The sequence below is a fragment of the Paenibacillus sp. FSL H8-0315 genome (genome assembly GCF_038005365.1).
Lineage (GTDB): Bacteria > Bacillota > Bacilli > Paenibacillales > Paenibacillaceae > Paenibacillus_AQ > Paenibacillus_AQ odorifer.
The window spans coordinates 6,779,476-6,791,436 of sequence record NZ_JBBOTA010000001.1 but is presented as its reverse complement, the minus strand read 5'-3'; the positions used below and the strand labels follow the sequence as shown (position 1 = coordinate 6,791,436).

7 protein-coding genes are annotated in these 11,961 nt (G+C 42.5%); 1 reads left to right on the top strand and 6 read right to left on the bottom strand.

The genetic code is table 11. From position 1 onward, the window contains the following. Both MHB56_RS29610 and MHB56_RS29605 read right to left on the bottom strand, forming a co-directional pair. Window positions 1–2,883 (bottom strand): non-ribosomal peptide synthetase (locus tag MHB56_RS29610; RefSeq protein ID WP_248548313.1); only part of this gene is annotated, 2,883 nt, incomplete at its 3' end. Between the two features lie 463 nt (window positions 2,884–3,346). Next, window positions 3,347–4,045 carry a thioesterase II family protein gene (locus MHB56_RS29605; protein WP_076302120.1) on the bottom strand — a complete coding sequence of 233 codons (699 nt, stop codon included), beginning with the start codon at window positions 4,043–4,045 and terminating at the stop codon, window positions 3,347–3,349. A 669-nt stretch (window positions 4,046–4,714) separates the two neighbouring features. Between MHB56_RS29605 and MHB56_RS29600 the strand changes: the two genes are divergently transcribed. After that, window positions 4,715–5,449: a 4'-phosphopantetheinyl transferase family protein gene (locus MHB56_RS29600; RefSeq protein WP_076302119.1), complete on the top strand. Its 735-nt coding sequence runs from the start codon at window positions 4,715–4,717 to the stop codon at window positions 5,447–5,449. 326 nt (window positions 5,450–5,775) lie between these two features. Here the strand turns inward: MHB56_RS29600 and treR are convergent, their stop codons facing one another. From treR to deoB, 4 genes are all read right to left on the bottom strand, one after another. Beyond that, window positions 5,776–6,495, bottom strand: a complete 720-nt coding sequence (gene treR, locus MHB56_RS29595; protein WP_036677129.1) for a trehalose operon repressor — start codon at window positions 6,493–6,495, stop codon at window positions 5,776–5,778. Between the two features lie 164 nt (window positions 6,496–6,659). Next, window positions 6,660–8,630: a PTS system trehalose-specific EIIBC component gene (gene treP, locus MHB56_RS29590; protein WP_341144352.1), complete on the bottom strand. Its 1,971-nt coding sequence runs from the start codon at window positions 8,628–8,630 to the stop codon at window positions 6,660–6,662. A 50-nt stretch (window positions 8,631–8,680) separates the two neighbouring features. After that, window positions 8,681–10,384 (bottom strand): alpha,alpha-phosphotrehalase, encoded by a 1,704-nt coding sequence (gene treC, locus MHB56_RS29585; RefSeq protein WP_280767907.1) that lies wholly within the window; start codon window positions 10,382–10,384, stop codon window positions 8,681–8,683. Window positions 10,385–10,770: 386 nt separating this feature from the next. Next, window positions 10,771–11,958, bottom strand: coding sequence for a phosphopentomutase (gene deoB, locus MHB56_RS29580; RefSeq protein WP_076190302.1), 1,188 nt, complete (start codon window positions 11,956–11,958; stop codon window positions 10,771–10,773). Window positions 11,959–11,961 lie beyond the last annotated feature (3 nt).

Genomic DNA, 11,961 nt, shown 5'->3' with positions numbered 1-11,961 from the left:
GTACCCTTGCAAACCAGTATCCCGATCCGGCATAGGTAGCGCTTTGCGATCCAGCTTACCGTTTACTGTAAGCGGTAGTTTCTCGAGCACTACGAAATAGGGTGGGATCATGTAGTCCGGCAGCTGTACGGCCAGATGTGCACGTAGCTCCGGAACCGAAAGCGCTTCACTGCTCACGATATACGCGCACAAGTACGTTTGTCTATGTGAATCCTCTCGTGGGATCACGACTGCTTCACGAACCGATTCATGTGCCGTCAAAATAGCTTCGATCTCCCCACACTCAATCCGATAGCCGCGAATTTTCACCTGATGATCGATTCGGCCTAAAAATTCAATGTTTCCGTCCGGCAGCCATCTCGCCAAATCCCCAGTCCGGTATATTCGCTCGCCAGGTACATACGGATTCTCAACAAACTTCTCCTCCGTTAATTCTGAAAGATTTAAATAACCGCGCGCCAACCCATCTCCACCTAAGCAAAGCTCTCCCTTAACACCTATCGGCTGTAAATTCCCCTGATGATTCAATATATAGGCCGTTGTATTAGAGATTGGTTTACCTATTGGAATGTTATTTTGCTTGACCTGCACAATTGGATAATACATTGAAAAAGTTGTATTTTCTGTCGGACCGTATACGTTTACAATTTTTATGTTTGGATACTTATGGCACATACTTCGGATATGGGTGGGGGAATGAGTCTCGCCACCCGTCAGCAAATATCGCAGTGAAGCAAACGCTCCTGTTTCATACTGATCCAACTGATTAAATAGCGCCGTAGTGAGAAACATAGTTGTAATTCGATCTCTTTTGACACACTCAATCAATGCGGACGGATCCAATATCGTATCCCAAGCGGCCATATGAATCGAATGCCCGTTTAATAAAGCCCCCCATATCTCGAATGTTGAGGCATCAAATACGATAGAACCCGTTTGCAAAATGCGATGTTCTTCCGAAAAATCAATGTAATTGGTATTCCGAACCAGTCTAACGACGCTTCGATGTTCTACCATTACCCCTTTCGGTCTGCCTGTCGATCCAGACGTATAAATCACATAAGCCAAATTGTCGGAGCGCTGAACGTCCGTTTGATTCGCAAAGTTCCTTGGATCGGTTCCCAGATCTCCAAGATCCACTGTTCCGATGTTAATCGGCACTTGTCCCTTCGAACAGGTTGTCGTTACAAGCAATTTCGCACCACTATCCCCAATCATATATCGGATCCGCTCGATTGGCAGTGCGGGATCGATTGGTAAGTACGCCCCGCCGGCTTTTAAAATACCCAGGATTCCAACTATCAGTTCTAAAGACCGTTCAGCCATTATAGCTACTATCGTTTCTGACCCCACACCCTGCTCGCGCAGCTTCCAAGCCAACTGATTCGCCTGTCCGTTCAGCTCCGCATAGGTCAACTTTTGGTCTTCATACACAACCGCCACCGCGTTCGGAGTCTTCTCGACCTGCACCTCGAACAGCCCATGAATCGTCGCTTCCCGCGGATAGTCTGCCGCCGTGTCGTTGAAGTCAACTGTAAGTTGTTCGATACTCTTTTCATCTAATAGACAGATATCTTGAATTTTCAGACTAGGTTCTTGAACAATATCCTGAAGCATTACAGAAAAGGAGTGATAAATGTGCTCTACAATCTCATCCGTATGGTTGGCTTTATAATCAAAATCCAATTCGAATTCGCCATTCAAGGACCAGTCTCTAATAATAAACTGGAAAGGGAAATATTGATGTCCACTATAGACCTCGGTTGCTTCTACAGTTAAACTTTCTAAGTCAGTGACAAGTCTTGTGCCATAATTATTTACAACAACAGAAAATAACTGATCTACTCCCCTTTTCCGTAAATCTAATTCTTGTACTAAATTTTCGTAAGGATATTTTTGATGAAAGTAACATGACACCAGCTCCCGCTGTACTTCTCGGGCAAACGAGTCGAAGCTTTGCATAGTATTTATTTGAATCCGAAGTGGCATCGTACTTGCAAACATACCAATTGCGGATTTTTCTTTCGATCCAGAACGATTGGAAACTGGAGTCCCAATTACTAAATCGTTTTGCCCCGTAGTTCGATGCAAATAGACAAGCATTAACGAGACAAACCAAGCATTTAGTGAAATACCGTTCTCGTTAAGTCTTTCTCTAATCCGATCAGAAAGTTCTTTGCTCAGTGGGAATGATTTCCGTGTTCCAACCGTGTCGCCAGCAACAACTTTAGAAGTTCCCATGATCGTAGGGGACTCAAAATCTTGATAATGACTTAACCAAAATCGCTTGTCTTTTATGTACCGATTAGACTCTAAATATTTTTTTTCACTGTCTGCAAAATCTAAAAAATTACTAGAACCCCCTACTAGATGTTCTTCGCCTTTCGCTAGTTTTTCATAAATCTCAAGTACGTCTCGATGCCATACGTACCCTGACCATCCGTCCGCAATGATATGATGTACCTTGAGAAAATACCCACATTCATCATCACTGATTTTGAACAGGGCAAAGTAATTTAAAGAGCTATTTTCTAATTGATAGGGGATAGCCGCTTGTTGTTGCGCCCAATGTTTAAATGCCTCTTTGGGATTATTAGAAGTACTAAAATCTATTAGCGGCAATGGGGTTTTGCGGTAAGGCACAAGATATTGATATGGTTCACCATCTTGTGTACGTAAGAATCGTAATCCTAAACCCACATGTTTGCTGAGATTAGATTGGATGGCTGATTCAATCCACTCTAAATTCACTTCTCCTCTAAAGACAAAATACAGCGTCAAATTATTGAGCGAAGTATCAGGATAATGCTGCTCCATCATCCAAACCCTCTTCTGCGCGTGCGTTAACGGAAATACAGATTCGCTTCCACTTAAATGTCTCATATAACTTGAGTCTCCCTCATTAATGTGTTGACTCTAAATGAACTAACTGGAAAATAAATTCTAAAATAACATGTAAATAACTGTCATCCTTCTAACCCGTACTTCCAGCGAAAGGTTACAGTATTTTCGTTAAATCCCCATAGACACAGCAAGAGACATTGCCTAAAATCTCCCTTGAACTTAATACAAAATTGGCGAAACACTTGTTTTGTCATCTTTGTAAAAAGGCCTTCAATCACATTGAGCACGAACCATTCTTCAGTGTGAAGACAAATCCAAATCGATCTAGAACACTCTCCAGATAAGCTTTAGTTTCCTTGATAAGTGAGCGTTACCAGGTCAGTACACACCAGCAAAATCAGTGTTTCATATCCCTGGATATCAGCCCCATATTCACCTATTTATACGTTTACAATTCAAAAAAACACTGGAATAACTCCCTTTACTCTTCTTCCTCTTGCGACTAGCGAGAATTGAAACCTTTTCTAATCGTTTCTATAACGGATTGTGATTGACTATGAATAAAAAAATGATCTCCGTCAAATTCAAAATACTTGCAAGCGTTATCGGTTACTTGATCCCACTCTCTTACATCTCCTGACGTAGTTTCGTCCTGGTTACCGGAGAGTATATAGACGTCGCACCCAAGTTTACTTTTTCTCTCTTGGAATAAATAGGTCTCTGCTATCCGAAAATCTGACCTGATAATAGGCAAAAAGAGTTCTAATAATTCAGTATTTTCAAAAAAGTGCGGCGGCGTTCCGCCTAATTCCATTATATGTCGTTTAAACTCTTCATCTGGAAACGTGTGAACGATTTCTTTATCTTTATCTATTATTTGCGGAGCAGATCTTGCTGAAAAAAAAGCGATATCAGGTTCCATATACTCCATACTTTTCAGTTGATGAATCGTTTCATATGCAAGAATTGCCCCCAGGCTATGCCCGAAAATCGCATATGGATTTTCATTTAATTGCTGCACAATAATTGATGTAACATCTTCAACTGCTTCTTCAAAAGATCGATAAAGCGGATCGTATATTCTCCTCCCTCTACCAGCTAATTCCACAGGAATAATTTCAGCGATTCCGCCTAATTCACTTGACCATTGACTATAGATGGAGGCCGAAGAACCGGCATAAGGTATACAAAATAATTTCATAGTTCGTCTCTCTCACTCTTTATTAAATTTTTGTTTACTTCATATATTTTGTGAAACTAAACCAAATAGCCGTATTTATTTATAATGCGCATTTCAAAAACATGATCAACCACGGTCATTCGCCCTTTCAATCTTGAAGAATTTGAGAATTATGGGTGCTGTCTAATTGCCAAATGCCAATTTTGCAGTGTATTCTTTTTTTGCGATAATCACTAAATTAGTCACCCCCTGAAAAAATGGTACTATTTTTACATAAATAATAATAATTACCTTACCATAAGATTTTCAACACAGATGTTGGTAATCCTTCCTTAAAGTGAAAAGAATGTTGAAGTTTCGTGAACAATGTCAGATGCTATTCTGCCCGTTGTATTGCTCCCGTTATTCTCACGATATTTGTTGGAGGTTTGTTCTTACTTGGCACGTCATTTCTGATATCTTTACTAGTCCATATTTTTCAACTCAGCCCGCTCTAACTTGTTCACTCTGTTGGAAATAGCACTGAGTCACTAAATACAGAAAAATAGATAGATTATAACAAAATATGTTTTTTATTCTATTCGTTTGAAAAGAACTACTATATAATGGTTCTGAATTGGGCGCGACTAAATAGTATATCCGCTAAATCTAATGAGAAATCTTGCTCTAAAAAGGAGATATAGACAGTAAATGGAAATACACGCCGTAAAATTATCTTTTGATAACATATTAACAATGCAAGAACACCTACTTATATATCTTCCTTCTAACAAAAGAGACAAAATCAAAAAGTATCATCATCCTGAAGACGGCCTTCGTTCATTGGTAGCTGACTTACTCTCTAGACTTGTATTATGTAAACTAATTGGCATTACTAATACAGAATTCACCTTGAAACTGACTACTAATGCAAATGGGAAACCATATCTACAAGCAGCACCCTGTCACTATAACTTGTCTCATTCTGGAGAATGGGTTGTATTGATTGTGGATGAAATGCCCGTTGGTATCGATATCGAGCAAATAAGATCTATTGATATGGAAATTGCGAAAAGATTTTTTTCTTCAGCTGAATATGACAAAATATCAGCCATGCCGTCCAATCAACAGCTTGCATTTTTTTATTCAATGTGGACCTTAAAGGAGGCAATAATTAAAGCAGATGGACGAGGGTTATCTATACCCCTTGACTCGTTTTCAATCTTAATAGAAAACGACAGGATTCATCTTGATCGGGGTTCATCTAGTATTCAGCCTAGTTTCTTACGACAGTATGACATAGATTCTACTTATTCTTTATCTGTGTGTGCTATGCGTAACAATTTTCCATTAGAAGTTAATATATGGAATCTCGAGTCTTTTGCCACAGCTACTAAAAATTCTCTTGATGCTCTTACTTCGAACTACAGCAAACGAAAAATTTAATACTTAAATCGATTTGAAAATTCAGATGATCTCAGAGTAGCTCGGTTATGCATCCTTGAGCCATTTCAAATGGCAGGTTAAACGCTGGACCGGCGTCTCTCTGCTACAATATCGACCAAAAGTTCAAGATGTCGCTTGGTTGTTTAATACAAAACACGGGAACGACACGCTTTACAAGACAGCTTTCCATTTTATGCTTGAATAATTCACAAATCAGGTAATGATGAATAAAATAGAATTTTCATACTCGAATTTGTAATTTCCCCACAGGAATCTCTAATTAAAAAAGAGTATCCCAAACCGGGATACTCCTCTTTACCATTAGCTTATCGTCTCACCCTCCGAGCAAAATCCACAAACTGAAATTTATCCAGCCGGTGTCTAGACTCGGTATATTGGTAAAGCACCGTGTTCTCCAAATAAACATAGTTTCGTACTACTACAATATGCGTAAAATTCTTCAAATCGAGCAGTCTATGATCCTCCTCGGTGGAAGGTTCAACAGATATGAGCTTCTTCGCATAACTGATCTTAAGTCCCAATTCCAGCTCCAGATATTCATAGATTGAGCCTTCCGCGATTTCCTCACTCAGAAAGGAAACAATATCCGCACGAAAATAATCCTTATCCAAAATGATCCGTTCACCTTCAATCTCTCTGGCACGAACAACCTTCCAAATCAGAGTTTCAGGTGGAATCTGCAGATGTCTGGCGATTGCGGAGCCTGCCGGCTCTTGTATCGTCCGCTCTACCAGTGTCCGCGAGGCAGTACCCAGGGTATCGGCCATCTCTTTAAATGAAATCAAACCGGTAACAGGGAAATCCATTCGGGTCATGTCAAGCACAAAGGAGCCTCTGCCCTTAATTTTGTGAATATATCCTTCACGGAAAAGTAGATTCAGCGCTTTGCGCACGGTCTCTCGTGAAGTAGCGTAAGCTTCGGCGAGTTCACTTTCGGAAGGCAGCTTGGTTCCCGGCAGCAGTTGTCCAGAATGGATTTGGTTGCTGTATTCATTATAAATTTGCAAATATTTATTTTCTCTCAATTTTGATCACCGCCCTTTATTGTATCACGTCATGCCTTTGGAAGCATCGATTCAATTGGAGGGAAATTTATAGCGTTGAACATATAAATTCTTATATTTATAGAAAAACAGCCCCCAAGGGGCTGTCTTTCTAAAGTATAAAGTCTTTGCCAATATAGCCTTTATCAACCCTTGAGATGAATAGTCAAGATGCTTGTTTGTTTGGCCGTAGCTGGTCCGGTCTTCTCCTCGATCTTCTCGACCATCTCCTGACCTGCAGGAATGATGATTGGAGTAATCACCGGGTAACCTGCTGCGCGGATAGCTTCCATATCAAATTCTAGTAGAAGCTCTCCTGCTTGCACCTTATCACCAATATTCTTCAGGCTGGTAAAACCGCTACCTTTAAGCGCCACCGTGTTAATTCCAACGTGGATTAATACCTGAACACCGCTGGCATGCTCCAGTATAAGCGCATGTTTGCTCTTAATCACATGAGCTACTGTAGCATCAAAGGGAGCATATACTTTCCCCTCAGAAGGTTCGATTGCAATTCCCTCACCCATTTGCTTTTCAGCAAAGGCAGGATCGGGCACCTGTTCCAGCGATACAGCAGTTCCACTAAGTGGTGAGACAAGCTCTAGAATATTAACTGATTCCTGTGACCCTTGAACTGAATGACGGCTGCTCAATTCCTCTGGTTCGCTCGTAGTACTAGAAGCCTCTGTAGCTGTGTTCTTTTCGGAACGACCCACTACAGAACGTCCGTACAATACTGTGGCGGCAAATGGCACAACGAGAACAATAACCATGCCAATAAAGAAAACGCCCCACTGATTCGGGAAAATCGAAAGGAAACCGGGAATTCCCCCTACGCCAATGGATGAAGCTCGAACCTGGTTAACGGTAAGGAGCATACCGGCAATTGCTGAGCCGATCATCCCGAAGATGAAAGGATAGCGATAGCGGATATTCACCCCAAAGATTGCCGGTTCAGTCACGCCGAGGAATGCAGAGACGGAAGATGTAGCCGCCAACCCTTTTGCCTTTTGTTCTCTAACAACGAACATCATCGCCAGTGCCGCAGCGCCTTGCGCAATATTGGAGAGCGCCAGCATCGGCCAGAGGAAGGTGCCTCCCTCACTGCCGATGAGCTGAACATCGACTGCCAAGAAAGTATGATGCATCCCAGTGATGACCAGAAGTGCATAGAATCCACCATAGATCAAACCACCAAGGAGCGCAAAATGATCAAATACATAGATCAAACCCGAGGTGATAGCATTGGCAATGGCGAACGTAACGGGTCCGATAATGGTGAAGGCCAGAAAACCTGTAACCAGCAGGGTCACTGGAGCAACGACCAGTAGTTTAATGGAATCAAGCACCCGGCGGTTGAGGAACTTCTCCAGTCTAGCCAGAATATAGGCCGAAACCAGTACAGGCAATACTTGCCCCTGATAACCGATCTTCTCCAAATGCCAGCCGAACAAATTCCAGGTCGGAACGGTTCCCTCAGTTGAAGCACTTGCATAACTGTAGGCACTTAATAGATCCGGATGTACGAGAATGAGACCCAGCACGATTCCGAGCAGAGGACTGCCCCCGAAACGTGTAACAGCTGCCCAACCGATAAGGGCTGGTAAAAAGGTGAAGGCTGTGCTGGCAATCGTGTTAATAATCGCAGCAATGTCTTTCCATGCAGGATAGACATCTACCAATGACTTACTATCAAAAAAGATACCAGGTCCGGTCAAAATATTATTAATCCCAAGCAGCAAACCTGCGGTTACGATGGCCGGAAGAATCGGAATAAAAATATCAGCCAGTGTTTTGATCGCCCGCTGCAATGGATTCTGTTTCCGTGCTGCCGCTGATTTCACGTCATCCTTGGAAGAGCGGGCACCACCAGTGATTTGAATCATTTCATCGTATACTTTATCTACAGTTCCTGGTCCGATAACGATCTGGAACTGCCCTTGCGCAGAGAATTGTCCTTTTACGAGTTCGTTACGGTCCAGGGCTTCCGAATCCACCTTGCTCTCGTCATACAGCGAGAATCTCAGCCGGGTTACACAATGCGTCGCAACCTCAATATTCTCCTTGCCCCCAACCGCCCGTACAATATCTTCAACATTTTTGCGGTCTATAGCCATATCTTCACTCCTTACAAAATTGATGTGTGCTCCTTCTCAAGTACACCTCGTTAGCGGACTAACCACATGTAGGAAGCATAAGGACTAAGCTGAAGCTCTTGTGTTAATGATGGTGCATCTGCTGTATTCCCAATCAGAAGCTCGTCCTTACCACTTGGCGACAATTCAGTCCAGTGATTGTCTTTAAAGCGGAAAGAGATTTCTTTATTGCTGAAGTTCGAGACCACAACAAGTGTCTCTCCATCTCCTGTTCTGGCGTAAGCGAAGACTTCAGGATGACCTTCATCGAGTCTCTTGAAAATACCTTCTATGAATACTCCATACTCCTTGCGAAGTGCAATTAGTTTGCGGTAATGGTGGAAGATGGAATCAGGGTTTTCCAGTTCCTTCTGCACATTGATGTCTGGATACCGCTCATCTACCTTCAACCATGGAGTACCAGTGGTAAATCCGGCATTCCGGCTGTCATCCCACTGCATCGGCGTACGTGAATTGTCCCGCGAACGCTCCTGTAGAATGCTGAGGGCAACCTCCGGGCTTTTCCCCTGTTCACACAGAATGCGGTACATATTTAGTGACTCAATGTCGCGGAACTCATCGATGCTTTTCCATACCGGATTCGGCATACCGATTTCTTCCCCTTGATATACATAAGGTGTTCCCTGAAGGCCATGCAGAGTTGTCGCGAGCAGCTTGGCGCTTTCCACACGGTAGACCTTATCATCAGTGAATCTGGAAAGAGCACGCGGTTGATCATGATTGTTAAAAAATAGTGCGTTCCAGCCTCCGCCTTTCTGCATTCCGGTCTGCCATTGCGCGAACAACCGTTTCATTGCCTCGAAATCATAAGGCATCAGTTCCCACTTCTGTCCATTCGGATAGTCGACTTTTAAATGATGAAAATTGAAGGTCATGGAAAATTCCCGCTCTTCAGGACTTGAGTACCGGATACAATGCTCCAGTGTAGTTGAGGACATCTCTCCTACAGTCACCATCTCAAACGGACCAAACACCTCTTCATACATTACTTTGATGTATGCATGGACCTGTGGACCGTCAGTATAGAATTTACGTCCATCCCCCGGTGGAACACTCCCGTCATCGTTAGGGAAGCGCTGATCTTTGGAGATTAAATTAATTACATCCATGCGGAAGCCGTCGACACCCTTTTTAGCCCAGAATAACATCATATCATTCACTGCTCTACGTACCTTCTCATTCTCCCAGTTCAGATCCGCTTGGGTTTTATCGAAGAGAGTAAGATAATATTGTCCCGACGCTTCGTCGAACTGCCAGGCAGGCCCACCGAACTTCGACTGCCAGTTGTTGGGTAAGCCGCCGTCCGGAGCCGGGTCCTTCCAGATATAGTAATCACGGAAAGGGTTGTTCCTGCTTGAAATGGACTGTTTGAACCACTCATGTTCAGTCGAGGTATGGTTAACCACGATATCGATCATTAGCTTCATTTCGCGTCTATGCAGTTCCTGTATTAGCTCGTCAAAATCCTCCATCGTACCGAAATCCGGGTTGATATTTTCATAATCTGCTACATCGTAACCGTTATCATGTTGCGGCGAAACATAAACCGGCTGTAACCAAACAATATCGATTCCAAGCTTCTGCAAATAATCTAATTTCTCAATAAGTCCTTTAATATCTCCTGTTCCGTTGCCTGTAGTGTCCTTAAAGCTTTTCGGGTACACCTGATACACCGTGGAGCGGCGCCACCATTCCGAATACTGGGACTGACTCAAGTTGAACACCTCCAAAAAGAATTCCTTTATTTCAACCATTAAACCTGTATATACAAGTTCAAACACTTCACACAGTTTAAACCTGTATATACAGGTTGTCAATACTATTACTATCGAAGGAGTGGCATGAGTAGAAACTAGATTATTTATAACGTTGTATTAGAATGCGATTCATCGAAAAAAGGGTTAACGACAGGTGGCTCTAAAATTAACCCCTTTAATAATTGATTATTACCCTAGTATTTGATCCGTAATAACAAAAAAAGCCGCTTTCTCGGCAGCTTTTTAGATACAAAGATATGTAGATAAAAAAACAAACAGGATACCTTTTACTAATACAAGTTAGGTATCCTGTTTCTATTCAAAGTGTCTATTCAAATTATAGTTTATTTAAGCTCCTGTAGGAGGCTCTTACCAAATTGGGGCATGGTCACAACAAAGTTATCAGCAACTGTTGCTCCAATATCCGAAAAAGTCCTCGATATAGGCAGCTCCCCTTGTCGATTGAAACTCTTACTGTAGAGGAGTAAAGGAACATATTCACGGGTGTGATCCGTGCCCGCATGAATGGGATCATTCCCATGGTCTGCCGTAATTATAAGAAGATCATCTTCACATAGCTCCGCTAGAACTTCATGTAATCGATCATCAAATTCTTCTAGCGCTTTCCCATACCCGATCGGATCTCTACGATGGCCATAAAGTGCATCAAAATCGACAAGATTCAAGAAACTAAGTCCTGTAAAATCAGTATGAAGGGTCTCCATGAGTTTATCCATGCCATCCATGTTAGACACTGTTCTGAAAGACTTGGTGACACCTTCCCCATCGTATATATCTGAGATCTTGCCAATCGCTAGTACATCGAACCCGGCATCCTTGAGCTCATTCATCACGGTTCTTCCATACGGCTTCAAGGCATAATCATGACGGTTCGATGTTCTTTTGTAATTTCCGGGCTGCCCGAGGAATGGTCTAGCAATCACTCTTCCTAGCATGTACTCCTCACGTAAAGTAATCTCTCTGGCAATCTCACAGATTTGATACAGTTCTTCCAAAGGAATAACCTCTTCATGAGCCGCAATCTGAATCACGGAATCTGCAGAAGTATAGACAATGAGTGCACCTGTGTTCATATGCTCTTGTCCAAGCTCATCGAGAATAGCTGTACCACTAGCGGGTTTATTCCCAATCACCTTTCGTCCTGTTCTTTCTTCTAATTCATTAATTAATTCATAAGGAAACCCTTCAGGAAACACTTTGAAAGGAACATCAATTCGTAGGCCCATGATCTCCCAGTGACCTGTCATCGTATCCTTTCCATTAGAAGCTTCCTGCATTTTGGTCCAATAAGCTAAAGGGTGCTCTACGTTGGGAACTCCGGGTATTGGGTCAATATGACTTAACCCTAGCTTGGATAACGCAGGAACATGTAGCCCATTCATTTTTTCTGCAATATGCCGTAATGTATGTGATCCTGCATCCCCAAACTTGTCAGCATCTGGAGCTTCACCAATGCCTACAGAATCCATAACGATGACGAAAATCCGCTTAAACCGGGGTGTTTGTTTCATGTT

Excerpts from the sequence above, each read along its gene's own strand:
- MHB56_RS29605 (WP_076302120.1), bottom strand. The coding sequence starts at position 4,045 with ATGAAATTATTTTGTATACCTTATGCCGGTTCTTCGGCCTCCATCTAT.
- MHB56_RS29600 (WP_076302119.1), top strand. The coding sequence starts at position 4,715 with ATGGAAATACACGCCGTAAAATTATCTTTTGATAACATATTAACAATG.
- treP (WP_341144352.1), bottom strand. The coding sequence starts at position 8,630 with ATGGCTATAGACCGCAAAAATGTTGAAGATATTGTACGGGCGGTTGGG.
- deoB (WP_076190302.1), bottom strand. The coding sequence starts at position 11,958 with ATGAAACAAACACCCCGGTTTAAGCGGATTTTCGTCATCGTTATGGAT.